The organism is Mycobacterium sp. NGS16, from assembly GCF_059813225.1.
Genome location: NZ_JCALEE010000001.1, coordinates 611,171 through 626,389, shown reverse-complemented (window position 1 = coordinate 626,389; position 15,219 = coordinate 611,171). Strand labels below are relative to the sequence as shown.

The 15,219-nt window shown below is 71.1% G+C and carries 11 protein-coding genes and 3 riboswitches; of the genes, 5 read left to right on the top strand and 6 right to left on the bottom strand.

Annotated elements, in window-relative coordinates:
- Positions 1 to 86 precede the first annotated feature (86 nt).
- The gene (locus AC5Y4Q_RS03030; protein WP_064922362.1) at positions 87 to 536 is read left to right on the top strand and encodes a hypothetical protein; all 450 of its coding nucleotides are present in this window, start codon (positions 87 to 89) and stop codon (positions 534 to 536) included.
- On the opposite strand, the gene AC5Y4Q_RS03025 is transcribed toward AC5Y4Q_RS03030, so the two are convergent.
- Genes AC5Y4Q_RS03025 through AC5Y4Q_RS03010 form a run of 4 tightly spaced genes read right to left on the bottom strand, consistent with a single transcriptional unit; the run spans position 522 to position 7,010 of the window.
- Positions 522 to 1,256, bottom strand: a complete 735-nt coding sequence (locus tag AC5Y4Q_RS03025; RefSeq protein ID WP_064922363.1) for a cobalt-precorrin-6A reductase — start codon at positions 1,254 to 1,256, stop codon at positions 522 to 524. The two genes, AC5Y4Q_RS03030 and AC5Y4Q_RS03025, sit on opposite strands and share 15 nt — an antisense overlap.
- Positions 1,253 to 2,704 carry a cobyric acid synthase gene (locus AC5Y4Q_RS03020; protein ID WP_064922364.1) on the bottom strand — a complete coding sequence of 484 codons (1,452 nt, stop codon included), beginning with the start codon at positions 2,702 to 2,704 and terminating at the stop codon, positions 1,253 to 1,255. The genes AC5Y4Q_RS03025 and AC5Y4Q_RS03020 overlap by 4 nt, the downstream gene beginning before the upstream one ends.
- Positions 2,704 to 3,441, bottom strand: coding sequence for a precorrin-6A synthase (deacetylating) (gene cobF / locus AC5Y4Q_RS03015; RefSeq protein ID WP_064922365.1), 738 nt, complete (start codon positions 3,439 to 3,441; stop codon positions 2,704 to 2,706). Before cobF ends, AC5Y4Q_RS03020 begins: the two co-directional genes overlap by 1 nt.
- On the bottom strand, positions 3,438 to 7,010 hold the full coding sequence (locus AC5Y4Q_RS03010) for a cobaltochelatase subunit CobN (RefSeq protein WP_064922366.1): 3,573 nt from the start codon (positions 7,008 to 7,010) through the stop codon (positions 3,438 to 3,440). The genes cobF and AC5Y4Q_RS03010 overlap by 4 nt, the downstream gene beginning before the upstream one ends.
- A gap of 32 nt (positions 7,011 to 7,042) precedes the next feature.
- A riboswitch (cobalamin riboswitch) is annotated at positions 7,043 to 7,175 on the bottom strand.
- Positions 7,170 to 7,359: riboswitch (cobalamin riboswitch) on the top strand. It overlaps the preceding riboswitch by 6 nt.
- Positions 7,360 to 7,396: 37 nt before the next feature.
- Here AC5Y4Q_RS03010 and AC5Y4Q_RS03005 point away from each other — a divergent pair.
- From AC5Y4Q_RS03005 to AC5Y4Q_RS02990, 4 genes are read left to right on the top strand one after another with little or no spacing between them, the layout of a single operon-like run.
- A complete protein-coding gene (locus AC5Y4Q_RS03005) occupies positions 7,397 to 8,581 on the top strand; it encodes an ABC transporter substrate-binding protein (RefSeq protein WP_064922367.1) in 1,185 nt (394 codons plus the stop codon).
- A complete protein-coding gene (locus AC5Y4Q_RS03000) occupies positions 8,578 to 9,615 on the top strand; it encodes a FecCD family ABC transporter permease (protein ID WP_064922368.1) in 1,038 nt (345 codons plus the stop codon). The genes AC5Y4Q_RS03005 and AC5Y4Q_RS03000 overlap by 4 nt, the downstream gene beginning before the upstream one ends.
- Complete coding sequence (locus AC5Y4Q_RS02995; protein ID WP_064922369.1) at positions 9,612 to 11,339, top strand: ATP-binding cassette domain-containing protein; 1,728 nt, start codon at positions 9,612 to 9,614, stop codon at positions 11,337 to 11,339. The genes AC5Y4Q_RS03000 and AC5Y4Q_RS02995 overlap by 4 nt, the downstream gene beginning before the upstream one ends.
- Positions 11,336 to 11,908: a DUF7676 family protein gene (locus tag AC5Y4Q_RS02990; protein WP_064922370.1), complete on the top strand. Its 573-nt coding sequence runs from the start codon at positions 11,336 to 11,338 to the stop codon at positions 11,906 to 11,908. Before AC5Y4Q_RS02995 ends, AC5Y4Q_RS02990 begins: the two co-directional genes overlap by 4 nt.
- Before the next feature lie 41 nt (positions 11,909 to 11,949).
- Here AC5Y4Q_RS02990 and AC5Y4Q_RS02985 read toward each other — a convergent pair whose 3' ends face one another.
- Positions 11,950 to 13,665, bottom strand: coding sequence for a PPE family protein (locus tag AC5Y4Q_RS02985; protein WP_499957931.1), 1,716 nt, complete (start codon positions 13,663 to 13,665; stop codon positions 11,950 to 11,952).
- Between the two features lie 33 nt (positions 13,666 to 13,698).
- A riboswitch (cobalamin riboswitch) is annotated at positions 13,699 to 13,882 on the bottom strand.
- A 23-nt stretch (positions 13,883 to 13,905) separates the two neighbouring features.
- Complete coding sequence (locus tag AC5Y4Q_RS02980) at positions 13,906 to 15,213, bottom strand: aminotransferase class I/II-fold pyridoxal phosphate-dependent enzyme (protein WP_064922381.1); 1,308 nt, start codon at positions 15,211 to 15,213, stop codon at positions 13,906 to 13,908.
- Between the last annotated feature and the right edge of the window lie 6 nt (positions 15,214 to 15,219).

The following is a 15,219-nucleotide window of genomic DNA, read 5'->3' as shown; positions in this document are numbered from 1 at the left end:
CCCCCCTCCGCACTTGTCTGTGACCGAGTTGCACAGATACGTTTTCTGCAACCGGCAGACACAGATAACTCGGGAGGCGCGGCGAGATGGGTGCGATCGCAGCGGCAGTCGTCTTCGCCTGGCTGGGCATGGTGCTCGCGATCTCGTTTCTGGAGGCGCCGCTGAAATTCCGGGCGCCGGGAATCACCGTGCACCTGGGGCTGGGCATCGGCCGGCTGGTGTTCCGGGCGCTCAACGCGGTCGAGATCGTGCTGGCGGCCGTCGTGGTGCTCACGGTCGCCGTCGATCCGCCGGGCCGGCTCGCGCTGGCGGCGGTCGGTGTGGCGGTGACCGTGCTGGCGGTTCAGTCGCTGCTCGTCCGGCCCCGGCTGCGCCGCCGATCCGACGCGGTGCTGGCCGCCGCCGAGGCCACAACGCCTGGCGGGATGCTCGACCGCTCGCACGCCCACTACGCCTACGCCGGCCTGGAAGTGGTCAAGGTCGCCGCGCTGCTCACCGGCGGCGCGGCCCTGCAAGTCTGGTCAATCGCCGGTTAGCACCCAGGCCAGCGCCTGCTCGACGTCGTACACGCATCGCACGCCGGCCGGCCGGTCCGGACGGCGCACAATGACCACCGGCAGCCCGAGTTCGTCGGCGGCCAGCATCTTCGGCCAGGTGTACTCGCCGCCGGAATCCTTCGTCACCACCACGTCGGCGCGGTGCTCGCGCAGCAGCGCCAGCTCGCCGGGCAGCGCATACGGCCCCCGGTCGGTGACCACCGTCCAGGTGGGCGGCACCGTGATCGACGGCGGGTCCACGACCCGCGCCAACACCGCCGCCTGTGCCAGCGCCACCAGGTAGGACGCCAGCTGCTGGCGCCCGATGGTGAGCACCGGCCGCCGGCCCAGCCGGGCCGCGCGGGCGGCGGCCTGCTCGTGCGAGTCGACCCACTGCCAGGACGGTCTGGCCCGCTCCCCCCAGCCGGGCCGCTCCAGCCGCAGCAGTGGCCGGCCGGCAGCCGAACAGGCGGCGGCCGCGTTGCGTGACATGGTGGTCGCGAACGGATGGGTGGCGTCGACGACGGCGTCGTAGTCGGCCAATGCCGCACGCAGGCCGTCGATCCCACCAAAACCACCGACCCGCACCGCCCCGGCCGGCAGCCGCGGATTGGCCACCCGGCCGGCCAGCGACGTCGTCACGTCGACCCCGGCGGCAACCAGTCGGTCGGCCAACGCACGGGCTTCGGCGGTGCCCCCGAGCAGCAGCACGTGCGTCACGGTGCCCCCGGCGGCAGAAACGGCAGTCCCGGCGGCGGGCCGCCGAGCGCCAACTTCAGCACGGCGTCGACGTCCAGGTGCTCTTCGATCAGATCGGCCAGCAGGTCGAGTCGGTATTCGCGAGCGGCGGGAAACGACGCCCCCGATGGCGCCAGGCCGAGCGTTTCGGCCAGGAACGCTGCGCGCGGCGCGTCGGCTTCGAAGCTCCCGTGTCGCATGGTGCCGAACACCTGGCCGCTGCGGGCGCCGCCGGGAAACTCCTCGGCACCGTCACCGCGGGTGATCCGGCCGTGGTGGATCTCGTATCCGCCGCCGGAGACCCGCAGCACTTTATCTGCGCCGAAACAGGTTTCGACATCCAGCAGGCCCAGACCGGCCACTTCGCCCGGCGGTCCCTCCACGCCGTCGGGGTCGCTGATCGTCCGGCCCAGCATCTGGAAGCCCCCGCAGATCCCCAGCACCGGCTTGCCCGCGGCGGTGTGCGCGGCGATCGCACCATCCAGTCCGCGCGAGCGCAGCCAGGCCAGATCGGACATGGTGGCGCGGGTTCCCGGCAGCACCACCAGATCGGCATCGGACACCCCCCGCGGGTCGGAGGCGAACACCACGTCCAGGTCGGGTTCCAAGCCGAGAGCGTCCAGGTCGGTGAAATTGCTGATCCGCGGCAGCCGGATCACCGCCACCCGCCGCGCGCCGGTGCGCGTCGAGCGCCGGCCCTCCAGGTCAAGTGCGTCCTCGGAGTCCAGCCACAACCCGGGGTGCCACGGCAGGGTGCCGAAAACCCTTCGGCCGGTGAGCTGTTCCAGGTCGGCCAGGCCCGGTTCGAGCAACCGCTGCTGCCCGCGGAACTTGTTCACGATGAATCCCGCCACCAGGGCCTGGTCTTCGGCCGAGAGCAGCGCGACGGTGCCGAAGAACGCGGCGAACACCCCGCCCCGGTCCACATCGCCGACGACCAGCACCGGCAGGCCGGCGTGTCGCGCCAAGCCCATGTTGACGTAATCGCCGGTGCGCAGATTGATTTCGGTCGGGCTGCCGGCGCCCTCGGCGAGCACCACCTCGTAGCGCCCGGCAAGATCGTCGTAGGCGCCGTGCGCGGCCGCAGCCAATTCGGCTCGACCGTGCATCCAGTTCGACGACGACAGCTCACCCCAGGGCCGGCCCATCAGCACCACATGGCTGCGCTGGTCACTGCCGGGTTTGAGCAATACCGGGTTCATTGCCGGCTCGGGAACGGCTCGGGCGGCCAGCGACTGAATCCATTGCGCCCGGCCGATTTCGGCGCCGACACCATCCGCGCCGACAACCACCATCGAGTTGTTCGACATGTTCTGCGCCTTGTACGGCGCCACCCGCACTCCGCGGCGGGCCAACGCCCGACACAGCCCGGTGGTGACCACGGTCTTGCCGGCGTCGCTGGTGGTTCCGGCGATCAGCAGACCGGCCATCAGGTCCGCCGCACCAGGAACACGTCCATCACCCAGCCCGCCTCAGCCTTCGCGGCGTGGCGGGCAGCCGCGATCTTGTCGACGACGTCAGAAACCCGGCCGCTGACCAGCCGCTCCCCTGCCGCACCGAGGTTGGCGCCCCACCAGATCGTCCAATCGGCCACCGCGGAAAGGTCCAGCCCGTCCGGGTTGAGCATCGCGACGATGTTGTCCTGTCCAGCGGTGACGGCCTCGGAAAGCCGCCGACCGGTGGTGATGTGCACCGGCCGGCCCACCTCATGCAGCACGATCCGATGCCGGGCGGCCAGCAGCTGCGGAGCGCTGATCCCGGGCATTACGTCGTAATCTAGCTGCACTCCAAGGGCTTTCACCCGCTCGACGATGCGGATCGTCGAATCGTACAACGCCGGGTCACCCCAGACCAGGAACGCGGCGGTGCCGCCCCGCGCCCGCAAGACGTCCGCATAGCGCGCGGCCCGGGCGGCATGCCAGTCGGCCACCGCCCGGGTGTAGCCGGTCCCGGTCAGCTCCGGCGAGCGGTCGCGGGCCGGATCGGCCACGGTAACGATCGGCACCGACCCGGCATAGGCGTCGACGACAGCCCGCCGCAGCGCCAGTAGCCCGTCGGCGTCGCTCTTCTCGGCTGCCAGCACATAGTCGACCGTCTGCAGTGCGTCGGCCACCTCGGGCGTGACGTGCTGCGGGCCCATCCCGATCCCGAGAATCCAGACTTTCACCGATCCTCCAGGTCTCCTTCGACCTCCAGGTAGGCCTGTTGCAATGCTGCCATGGTCTCAGGATCCGGGTCCGCCCACAGCCCTCGGTCGGCGGCCTCGGTCAACCGCTCCACGATGCCCTGCAGCGCCCACGGATTGGACTTGTCGAGGAACTCGCGGGTGACCGGGTCCAGCACGTATTCGGCGGCGAGCTTCTCATACATCCAGTCGTGCACCACCCCGGCGGTGGCGTCGAAACCGAACAGGTAGTCGACGGTGGCGGCCAGTTCGAAGGCGCCCTTGTAGCCGTGCCGGCGCATGGCGGAGATCCAGCGCGGGTTGACCACCCGGGCCCGAAACACCCGGGCGGTCTCCTCGGCCAGGGTGCGGGTGCGCACGGCATCCGTCGATGTCGAGTCGCCCACATAGGCTTTCGGGTCGGACCCGGACAGCGCCCGCACCGTCGCGATCATGCCGCCGTGGTAGACGAAGTAATCATCGGAGTCGGCGATGTCATGCTCGCGGGTATCGATGTTCTTGGCGGCCACCTTGATCCGGCGATAGTTGGTGCGCATGTCATCGGCTGCGGCACAGCCGTCGAGTCCGCGGCCGTAGGCGAACCCGCCCCAGGTGGTGTAGACCTCGGCCAGATCCTTGTCGTCGCGCCAGGTTCCGGACTCGATCACCTGCAGGATGCCGGCCCCGTAAGAGCCGGGCGCCGACCCGAATACCCGGGTGGTGGCCCGGCGCAGGTCGCCGTGGGCGGCCAGGTCGGCGCGGGCGTGGGCGGCCACGAAGTTCTGCTCGTCCGGCTCGTCGAGGGTCGCGACCATCTGCACGGCGTCGTCGAGCATCGTCACCACGTGCGGGAAAGCGTCCCGGAAGAACCCCGAGATCCGCACCGTCACATCGATTCTGGGCCGCCCGAGCTCCTCAAGCGAGATGATCTCCAGCCGCGACACCCGCCGGGAGGCCTCATCCCAGTCGGGCCGCACCCCGAGCAGGGCCAGCACCTCGGCGACGTCGTCGCCGGAGGTGCGCATCGCCGAGGTGCCCCACACCGACAGCCCCACCGACTCCGGATAGCGTCCGGTGTCGTCGAGGTAGCGTCGCACCAGCGAGTCGGCCATCGCCTGCCCGGTCTGCCACGCCAGCCGCGACGGCACCGCCCGCGGGTCGACGGTGTAGAAGTTGCGTCCGGTGGGCAGCACGTTGACCAGGCCGCGCAGCGGCGACCCCGACGGCCCGGGCCGCACGAACCCCCCGGCCAGTGCGTGCAGCACCGAGTCCAGCTCGGCCGCCGTGCCGGCGAGCCGCGGAACCACTTCGGTGGCGGCGAATCTCAGCACCCGGCACACCTCGGGGTCGGGGTGCAGCGAATCGGCGGCCCCGACCTCCCAGCCGGCGGCCTCCATGGCTTGCACCAGCGACCGGGCGCGCTCCTCGATCTCGTCGACGGCGGCCCCCGGGGCATCTTCTTTGAGTCCCAAAGCGGCCCGCAGGCCGGGCACCGCGTGGTCCACCCCGCCCCAGACCTGCGGGGCCCGCAGGATCGCCAGCACCAGGTTCACCCGCTCGAGACCGGTCGGGGCGCCGCCCAGCACGTGCAGGCCGTCGCGGATCTGGGCGTCTTTGATCTCGCAGAGCCAGCCGTCGACGTGCAGCAGGAAGTCGTCGAATTCCTCATCCTCGGGCCGCTCGTCGAGCCCCAGGTCGCGGTGCATCTCCGCGGCGCGCATCAGGTTCCAGATCTCGCCGCGGATCGCCGGCAGTTTGCCGGGATCCATGGTGGCGATGTTGCCGTACTCGTCGAGCAGTTGCTCGAGCCGCGCGATGTCGCCGTAGGACTCCGCACGCGCCATCGGCGGGATCAGGTGGTCGACGATGGTGGCGTGCGCCCGGCGTTTGGCCTGAGCGCCCTCGCCGGGGTCGTTGACCAGGAACGGGTAGATCAACGGCAGGTCGGCGATCATCGCGTCGGTGGCGCAGGCGGAAGACAACGCCGCGGTCTTGCCGGGCAGCCACTCCATCGAGCCGTGCTTGCCCAGGTGGATCACCGCGTGCGCACCGAATCCATGTGCCAGCCAACGATAGGCGGCCAGGTAGTGGTGACTCGGAGGCAGCTCCGGGTCATGGTAGATCGCCACCGGGTTCTCCCCGAACCCGCGCGGCGGCTGGATCATCAGCACGATGTTGCCGGATCGCAGGGCGGCCAGCACGATCTCACCGGCGGCGTTGACGAACAGCTTGCCGGGTGCGGGGCCCCAGGCCGTCGTCATCGCGTCGCGCAGCGCGTCGGGCAAGTCGGCGGTCCAGGACGCGTACTGATCAGCGGTCACCCGCACCTGCGCCTCGGTCAGCTGCGCCGCAGAAAGCCAGTCCTCGTCCTGGCCGCCGGCCGCGATCAGGGTGTGGATCAGCCGATCCCCGGCCTCGGCTTCGTCCTCGATGTCGAGCACCCCGAAGCCGTCGCCGACGTCGTAGCCCGCGGCGGCCAGCCGGCGCAGCAGCCGCACCGCCGACGCCGGAGTGTCCAGGCCGACCGCATTGCCGACCCGGGAGTGCTTGGTGGGATAGGCCGAGAGCACCAGCGCCAGCTTCTTGTCACGGTTCGGGATGTGGCGCAGCACAGCATGCTTCACCACCACACCGGCAACCCGTGCACACCGCTCGGCATCGGCGGCGTAGTGCGGCAGCCCGTCGTCGTCGATCTCCTTGAAGGAGAACGGCACCGTGATGATCCGGCCGTCGAACTCCGGGATCGCGATCTGGGTGGCCGAATCCAGCGGGGTGACGCCGTCGTCGTTGGCCTGCCAGTCCGCCCGCGACGACGCCAGGCACAGGCCCTGGAACACCGGAATGTCCAGCGCGGCAACGCGTTCGATGTCCCACGCGCCGTCGTCGTCGCCGGCGCTGACGGTCGCGGTGGCGTTCATCGCCCCGCCAGCGGCCAGCATGCAGACCACCACCGCATCCAGCGTGCCCAACGCCGTGTAGAGCTCGTCGGGGGCGTTGCGCAGCGAGGCGGCGAAGATCGGTATCCCGACCGCTCGGCCGGTGGCATCGATGGCGTCGGCCAGGGCGTGCGCGAAACCGGCGTTGCCGCTGACCTCATGGGCGCGGTAGTACAGCACCCCGATCCGCACCCGGTCGGGTGCGCTGACCGGCTCCCGCTCCGCGTACCCCCATTCCGGGATCACCGCCGGCTCGTCGAAACCCTCACCGGTCAAAAGCACGGTGTCGCACAGGAACGCATGCAGCTGGGCCAGGTTGCCCGGCCCGCCCTCGGCGAGATAGGCGTGCGCCTGGGCGGCCAACCCGATCGGGACCGTCGAGCACTCCATCAACTCGGCGTTGGGTGACCGCTCCCCACCGAGCACCACCAGCGGCAGGCCGGTCGCCCGCAGCAGCTTCAGTTCGTCGGCGATCTCCGCCGAGGACCCCAGGATCCGCAGCACCACGACGTCGACTCCGTCGACCAGCGGTTCGATGTCGTGACGTGCCGGGTTGCCGAGCCGGTAGGCCGCCCCACTGGCACGTGCCGACAACAGGTCGGTATCCGAGGTGGACAGAAGCGCAATGCGCCGCATAAGGCAGGCCTCCTGAGGGGTTCGCGCCCCTCGTCGTCGGAAGTCCCGCGGCCAGTATCTGGCTCGAGGAGCTGTGCCTGTCAGCGCCCCTCACAGTGGCGGAACCGCCCCGGATTCGCACCGGGTTCCTGACGCCACGAGACGGCCGCCAGCCTAACGCAGCGCGGCGTGCAAGAATGTCGCCGGTAAGGCGATGACGAAATGAGGAAGCCGGTGGGAATCCGGCGCGGTCCCGCCACTGTCATCGGGGAGTGACCCTCATCAGCCACGGCCCGCCGCTTGTGGGGCTGGAAGGCGAGGCGAACAGTGATCCGAGAGCCAGGAGACTCACGTCCTCGCGTCCTGCGAACCGGGGCGGTGTACCCCGAGGAAGCTGATGCACGCCCATGTCCCGTGCGGTAGTCCCTGCGCTCGCGCTGGTCCTGGCGTTGGTCGCCGGCGTGGCCGGCTGCTCCGACACCCCGCCCCCCCGACAGGCCCGGCCCGGCTGCATCACCGACTTCGACCCGCACGCCGACTACTTTCCGGACAAGTCGACGCTGGCCGAAGCCACCAATTTCCGACTCGAGTATCACCGCAGCTATCAGATCCTGACCGTGCACCGCCCCTACCTCGGCGGCAAACCGGTGTCGTATGTGCTGGTGCGCTGCGGGACACCGGCTCCGGCGCTGACCGGTGAACTGGCTCGCGCCCAACAGATCACGGTCCCGGTGCGCAGCTTGTACTCGGGGTCGACGACGCATCTGGCGATGATCAGCGAGCTGGGCCAGGCCGGGGTCGTCACCGGGGTGGCAAACCCGGCCGCGGTGGCCGACCCGCAGATCCGGGACCGCATCCATGCCGGTGCGACCGTCGGCTACGCGCCGGGCGGACAGCTCAACATCGAGAGCGTGCTGCACGCCGGGCCCGACGTGCTGGTCACCGAGGGCATGGACGACCCCGGCTATCCCAAGCTGCGTGAGGCCGGCATCCCGGTGCTCGCCGACGCCGAGTGGCTGGAGCCGACCCCGCTGGGCCGGGCCGAGTGGGTCAAGGTGTTCGCGGCGCTGACCGGCACCGAGCGACAGGCCGCGCAGACCTACCAGGACATCCGCGACCGCTACCGCGCGCTGGCCGCCCAGGCCGCGCAGGCGGCGCCGGCCGAGGTGCTGGTGGGCACCATGTATTCGGGCAACTGGGCCATGCCCACCGGGGCCAGCTACTCGGGCCGGCTGGTGGCCGACGCCGGCGGCAGCTATCCCTGGCTGGCCGACGACGGCGCCGAGACCCGGCAGCTGAATTTCGAGTCGGTGTACACCCGGGCCGGGAACGCACCGCTGTGGCTGGTCACCGACGCTTGGGAAACGCTCGGCGACGCGGTGGCCCGCGACAGCCGGTACGGTGAACTGGCCGCGGTGCGCACCGGGCAGGTGTGGTCGGCGACCCAGGCGATGACCCCCGGGGGCGGCAACCTGTATTGGGAACGGGGCACGGCGCGACCGGATCTGCTGCTCGGTGACCTGATCGCGATCCTGCACCCGCAGCTCGCCCCGGGCCACTCCTTCGAGTTCTACCGTCAGGTGCGGCGATGACGACGAGACCGCCGCGCACCACGCTGGTGCTGGCCGGGCTGGGGGCCGCGGTGCTGGCGCTGGCCCTGCTGGGTCTGGCGCTGGGTCCGGTGCGGGTGCCGCTGGCCGACACCGTCCGGGTGCTGTTCGGCGCCCAGCCGTCGGATGCGCGCTGGCAGGTGATCGTGACGAGCATGCGGCTGCCGCGAGTGCTCACCGCGCTGGCCGCCGGGGCTGCCCTGGGGGTCGCCGGCCTGCAGCTGCAGACCCTGTTCCGCAACACCCTGGCCGACCCCTACATCCTCGGGGTCAGCTCCGGGGCCAGCCTCGGTGTGGCGCTGGTGGTGTTGGCCGGCGGTGCGGCCGGTTTCAGCACCGCCGGGGCCAGCCGGACCGGTCAGGTCGTCGCGGCAGCCGTGGGCGCCGCGGCGATGCTGACGTTGGTGCTGGGCCTCTCCCGCTGGACCCGCTCGGCGGCGACGCTGCTGTTGATCGGGGTGATGCTGGGTGCGGCCAGCACCGCGCTGGTGAGTCTGGCGCTGGTCTACTCCGATCCGCAGCGGGTGCAGCAATACCTGCTGTGGGGGCTGGGCAGTTTCGCCGCGACCGGCTGGGCCGATCTGCGGTTGCTGCTGCCGCTGGTGGCCGTCGGACTGGTCACCGCAGCGATGACGATTCGGCCGCTCAACGCGCTGCTGCTCGGTGAGAGTTACGCGGCCACAATGGGTATCAACGTGCACCGGGCCCGTATCGTCACGGTCGCCTCGGCGTCGCTGCTGGCGGGGGTGACGACCGCGTTCTGCGGGCCGATCGCGTTTCTCGGGCTGGTGGTGCCGCACGTGGCGCGCATCGCCGTGGGCACCTCGGATCACCGGGTGGTGCTGCCGACGGTGGTGCTGCTGGGTGCGGTCGCCGCGCTGGGGTGCGGCATCGTCAGCCAGGTGCCCGACAGCAACCTGGTCATCCCGATCAATGCCGTCACCGCGCTGGTGGGGGCGCCGGTGGTGATCGCGGTGCTGTTGCGGGCCCGCCGCGGGTCGGGGATGCCGTCATGACGCCCCCAACAGCGGCCGTGCAGCTGGCCGACCTGACGATCGGTTACCGCCATCGGCGCCGATCGACCACCGTGGCGACCGGCCTGAATGCCCGGGCCCGCCGCGGTGAGCTGACCGTGCTGATCGGCCCCAACGGCGCCGGCAAGTCCACCCTGATCCGCACGCTGGCCGGGCTGCAGCCCGCGCTGGGCGGCCGGGTGCTGCTGGACGGCGCTGACCTGACCGGGTTGCCGCGCGACGAGCTGGCCCGTCGGATCGCGGTGGTGTTGACCGGGCGAATCGACCCGGGCCTGCTGTCGGCCCGGGCGCTGGTCGGGCTGGGCCGCATCCCGCACCTGGGCCTGGGCGCCCGGCTGCGCCCCGAAGACGACGAGATCATCGACTGGGCGCTGCGAGCGACCGGCGCGCAGCATCTGGCCGCGCGGCCGGCGGCGGAATTGTCCGACGGGGAATGCCAGCGGGTGCTGACCGCACGCGCCCTGGCGCAGCAGCCGGGCCTGTTGATCCTCGACGAGCCGACCGCGTTCCTGGACGTGTCCTCGCGGGCCGGATTGTTCGGTTTGCTCCGTGAGCTGGCCCGTGACCAGCAGCTGGCGGTGGTGCTCAGCACTCACGACCTGGAGTTGGCGCTGCGCGTGGCCGATCGGGTGTGGCTGCTGGATCCCGCGGGAACGCTGGTGGACACCGTGGGTGAGGAGCTGATGTTGTCCGGGCGCATCGCGGCGATGTTCGACACCGACACGCTGCGCTTTGACCCGGCCAGCGGCATGTTCGCGTTCGGCACCGCCGGCGGTGCGCGCCGATCCGCCCGCGTTGACGCCGGCGAGCCGTTGCGTGCCGCACTGACCCGGGTGCTGTCGCGGGAGGGCTGGGATGTCGGCGAACCCGCCGAAATCATGGTCAGCGCAACCGCTCCCGATGCGGTCGCACTGCGCACCGCGCCGTCGACCACCCGCACCGCGCTACGTGACCTGCCACAGCTGCTGCGCTCCCTTCCCGCCGAACCGCACCGCCGCTTGGCGCCCCAGGATCAGGTGGTGTCGGCCCTGGCCGACTTGTCCACCGTCAGCCCGTATTTCGCGGTGTCCACCGGAACCTTAGACGGCGACTGGCGCCCGGTCACGCGGCTCTACAGCGATCAAATGATGCTCGCCCGAGCTGTCGGCAACGTCGGGCAGCGCATCGGAGCATCCGATCACCGGGTTGCGGCGTCGACCTTCTTCCTCGGATTCGCCGCCCGGCTGTGGTCGATCGGACTGGGCGCACTCGCCGAGCACGGGCTATTGCTGGATCTGGACCCTGATCACCTGTGGTACAACGAATCCGGCGGCACGGTTCGACTGCACCTACCGGAGCCGATGGGCTGGCACGGCGACGACCTGGACACGCTACTGGCCGAGACAGTCCTGGGCCGACACCTGACCCCGCTGGCCGCTGCGCTGCGCCGGCTCGGTCCGATCTCGGAGAAGCTGCTGTACGGAAATGCCGCCTCCGCCGCTCTCGGTGCCGCCCGGGCCCTGGCCACCGAGTCGGGCTGGGGTCTTGCCCGCGACGTGTGCGAAGACGAACGGCTCTCCGGCGCAATCCGTTTCAACGGCGCTCACACCGACTACCGGCGCACCACCTGCTGCCTGTTCTACCGCACTCCCGGCGGCGGACTGTGCGTCGACTGCGCCTTGGACCACAAACCCGAAATCCCGAGGAACAGGAAGGCACCCACATGACCGAGAACACCGTCGTCGCCGATCCTCCGATCGTCGACACCGAAGACCGCGGCCGCGAACAACTGTGGCCGTTGCCCGCCGATCAGCAGAGCCTGCTGGAGCTGCTGCACCTGTGCTTCGACGAGTACTGGGACGAGATCTGGTTCGGCATCATCATGCAGGGCGCCGCCTGGGAGGTCGCCGCCCCTAACGCGCCGCGCAAGATCGCGATGCTCGACGGGTATGCCACCGTCGATTTCGGCCGCTGGCACTTTCACCTGTGCATCGGCAAGCACCGGGCCAGCGGTTCGGAGCTGGGCCGGATTCGCCGGTGCAGCCGCGCCGAGCTGTACCGGCGGATCGGCAAGGACGGCAACCCGATGTCATGGGGCGTGCGGCTGTTCAACGGGCGCGACGAGCAGATGATGACGATCATGCTGCCGAACCCCTTCCTCACCAACGATCAGCAGATGCGCGAAGAGCCCGAGTGGGGCCAGCTGGAACTCTGGGACAAGTTGCGCGCGAAGTACCTGGGCCTGGGCCCGGACCCGTTGGACCGCAGCGGGAACCGGATTCGCTGCGGCGGCTAGCGCCGCTGCCAAGCGCGGCGGTGCCGGGCGCCGCCGCCAGGTCAGTCCGGGTCGGCCGGCCAGGTGTTCGGCATCATCGGGCTGACCGCGCCGCCGCCGAACCCGTCGTCGGCCAGTGCGGTCAGCCCGGCCGGACGCGCGGTGGTCACCCGCCGGGTGGCGCCGGCGAAGCCGTGCGAACCGGTGCCCCGATCCGAGGGCAGCGCCGCAACGGGCTCAGGCTCCAAATCCATGTACTCGTGCCCGCGACCCAGCATGCCGACCTTCGCCTTGCGCCGACGCCGCTGGGGCGCAACCTCTTCCGCCGATTCCGCGGCGGGAACATCGGCACTGTCCGGTTTGGGCACCGGCTTCTTGCGGGCGCTGGTCCCCGATGCCCGTCGAGCACCCATGTCCAGGCCGCCGACCAGGTACATGTAGGCCGGCATGGTCACCGGGGGCGGCCCGGCCGGTGTCGGCGGCGGCGCGCTGGGCGGCGGGGCGGCGGCTGCGGCGGGTGCGGCCGGCGGTGCCGGGGTCGGTGACGGGGCCGGTGCGGGAGCCGGTGCCGGTGCCGGCGGCTGGGCCATCACCAGCCCGGGCGGCGGAGAGGCGGGCGGTGGCACCGCGGCGGCCACCGCGTGATGTGCCAGCGCCCCGATCCCCAGACCGCCGATCACCCCGGCCGGAGCCAGCACGGACGTGGCGGCAAGCGCCGGTAACAGCGCCGGGATCAGCGCCGTCTGGGTGATCAGGTAGTTCAGCGCCTGGATGGTGTTGCCGATCGTCGACCCGACGATCTCGACCATCGCCATCGGCACGACCAGCCCCAGCGCCTGGGGGTTGAACAGGGCGGTGTACATGATCGCCAGCAGGTCGTCGACGATGACGATGCTGGTGAACGCGAAGTAGGACCCCGGGTCCAGCGGCACCGAGAAGATGTAGGCCAGGTTGGCAGGATTGAGATAGCTCAGCGGGTTGCCCGTCCAGGCCAGCCAGGACCCGGGGACCCCCGGTGGCGGCAGCACGCCCGAGCCGGCGAGCTCGGCGAAGAACTTGGCCAGCGGGTCCGCGATTCCCGTGTAGCCGATCTTGTTGAAGAAGTCCACCAGCTCGGCGTACAGCGGGTATTGGCCGCTGTCGGGATAGGGCGGATGTGGCACCAGTCCTTCTACCCATTTGGCGAAGTCGAGGAACCACTGCGGCGGCTGTGGGGCCGACGCGTCGGCGCTCCCGGGCGCTTTGAGCACCGCGGGCGCCGGCTCGGTCTGCGGGGCCGCGGCCACCGCGGTGCTCGCCGTCGCCTGATAGACCGTCATCACGGTGGCGGCCTGCAGCCACATCCGCGCGTAGTCGGCCTCGTTCAAGGCGATCGGAATCGTGTTGATACCAAAGAAATTGGTGCCCACCAGCACCCCGTGGGTGGCGTGGTTGGCGGCCAGTTCGGCCAGCGTCGGCATCGCCGCCAGCGCGCTGGTGTAGGCCGCCGCCGCGCTCTGGTGCTGCGCGGCCGTCACGGTCGCATCCCCACCGGCCCGCAGCAGCCACGCCAGATAGGGCGCGTTGGCGGCCACGAACGCCTCCGCCGACGGGCCCTGCCACGCGCCGGCCTGCACCGCGGCCAACACGGTGGTCAGTTCGTCGGCGATCGCCGTGTACTCGACGGCCAGGGCGCTCCAAGCCGCCGCGGAGGCCAGCAGCGGGCCGGCTCCGGGGCCGGCGGACAACAGGGACGAATGGATCTCAGGGGGCGACGCCACCCAGATAGGCGCAGTCAAGGTGATCAGCTCTCTCGGGGTACACCGCCCCGGGTCGCAGGACGCGACGATGTGAGTGTCCTGACTCTCGGATCACCGCTCGCCTCGCCTTCCAACTCCACCTGGAGCCGTGGCTGTTGAGGGTCGCTCCCCGATCACAGTGGCGGGACCGTGCCGGATTCACACCGGCTTCCTGCACCATCGTTGCCTTACCGGCGCATTATCGCACGGCCGCCGAGCCTCGCCGGTCGCCGTGCGCGGCTAGACGCTGGACCGCCCGGGGCCGCGCACTGCAGCGGCGACCGCATCGGCGAGCGGGTCGATATCGGCGGGCGCCAGCTCGGCGATGGTGACCCGCAGGCCCGGAGCGCACCGGATCCGGAACCGCGCCCCCGGTGCCGCCGCCCAGCCCGCCGCAAACAGCGCCGTCATGGCCACCGCCTCGTCGGGCACCGGGACCCACACGTTGAGCCCGGACCGGCCGTGCGCCACCACATCTCGGGCGGCCAGCGCCGCGCACAGCCCGGCGCGGGCGGCGCCGTAGGCGCTTTCGGCGTCGGCCACCTGCCGGGCCACCGCGGGGTCGCGCCACAGCCCGACCGTCAGATTCTGCAGTAGGTGACTGACCCAGCCCGGCCCCAGCCGCAGCCGGCCGGCCACCCGTTCCACGGTGCGTTGATCCCCGGCCAGCACGGCCAGGCGCAGATCCGGACCGTAGGCCTTGGCCGCCGACCGGATGAACGCCCAGTGCCGGCTCACTCCGGCCAGTGTGTGCAGCGGCACGCCGGCGATAGCCGCACAGTGGTCGTCTTCGATGAGCAGCACATCGGATCCGTCCAGCAGAGCCCGCAGGTCATCTGCGCGGTCAGCGGAAACCGCTGCACCGGTGGGATTCTGGGCGCGGCTGGTCACCACCACCGCACGCACCCCGCGTCCCAGCGCGCGGGCCAGATCGGCGGGCAGCGGACCGTCGTCGTCGACCCCGACCGGTTCGGGGACGAGCCCCAGCGCAGCAAGCAGGTCAATCAGGTTGGGCCATCCCGGGTCTTCGACGGCCACCCGGTCACCGGGGCGCAGGTGAGCAGCGAGCACCCGCTCGATGCCGTCCAGCGCTCCGGAGGTGGCCGCGAGGTGGTCGGCCGGCACCCCGTCGGCGGCCAGTTCGGCCGCGGCAAGCTCGGCCAACGCGGGCGTGATCGGCGGATCCCCGTAGAGCACCACTGGCCCGGGCGCTACCGAAATCGCGGGCAACAGTGCAGGATTCGGGTTTCCGGTGGAAAGGTCCCGCACGCCCGGAGGTACCGCGAGCCCACGCAACGAGCGCGGTGTGGTCGCCGGCCGGTCGCGCACCCGGGTGCCGCGGCGGCCCGCGCTCTCAACGGCGCCGCGGTCACGCAATAACCGGTAGGCGGCGGCCACCGTGTTCGGGTTCACCCCGAGCTGCTGCGCCAGCTCGCGAATCGCCGGCAACGCGGCGCCGGGCGCCAGTGCGCCGGCGGCGATGCCCTCTTCGACGCTGGCCGCGATCGCCTCGGCACCGCCACCGCTGATCCTGTATTGTACTGGCACAGCCAT

Bases quoted from the DNA above. Each gene is read 5' to 3' on its own strand.
- AC5Y4Q_RS03010 (WP_064922366.1), bottom strand. From the start codon at position 7,010: ATGCGGCGCATTGCGCTTCTGTCCACCTCGGATACCGACCTGTTGTCG.
- AC5Y4Q_RS03020 (WP_064922364.1), bottom strand. From the start codon at position 2,704: ATGGCCGGTCTGCTGATCGCCGGAACCACCAGCGACGCCGGCAAGACC.
- AC5Y4Q_RS02990 (WP_064922370.1), top strand. From the start codon at position 11,336: ATGACCGAGAACACCGTCGTCGCCGATCCTCCGATCGTCGACACCGAA.
- AC5Y4Q_RS03000 (WP_064922368.1), top strand. From the start codon at position 8,578: ATGACGACGAGACCGCCGCGCACCACGCTGGTGCTGGCCGGGCTGGGG.
- AC5Y4Q_RS02995 (WP_064922369.1), top strand. From the start codon at position 9,612: ATGACGCCCCCAACAGCGGCCGTGCAGCTGGCCGACCTGACGATCGGT.
- AC5Y4Q_RS03005 (WP_064922367.1), top strand. From the start codon at position 7,397: ATGTCCCGTGCGGTAGTCCCTGCGCTCGCGCTGGTCCTGGCGTTGGTC.
- AC5Y4Q_RS03030 (WP_064922362.1), top strand. From the start codon at position 87: ATGGGTGCGATCGCAGCGGCAGTCGTCTTCGCCTGGCTGGGCATGGTG.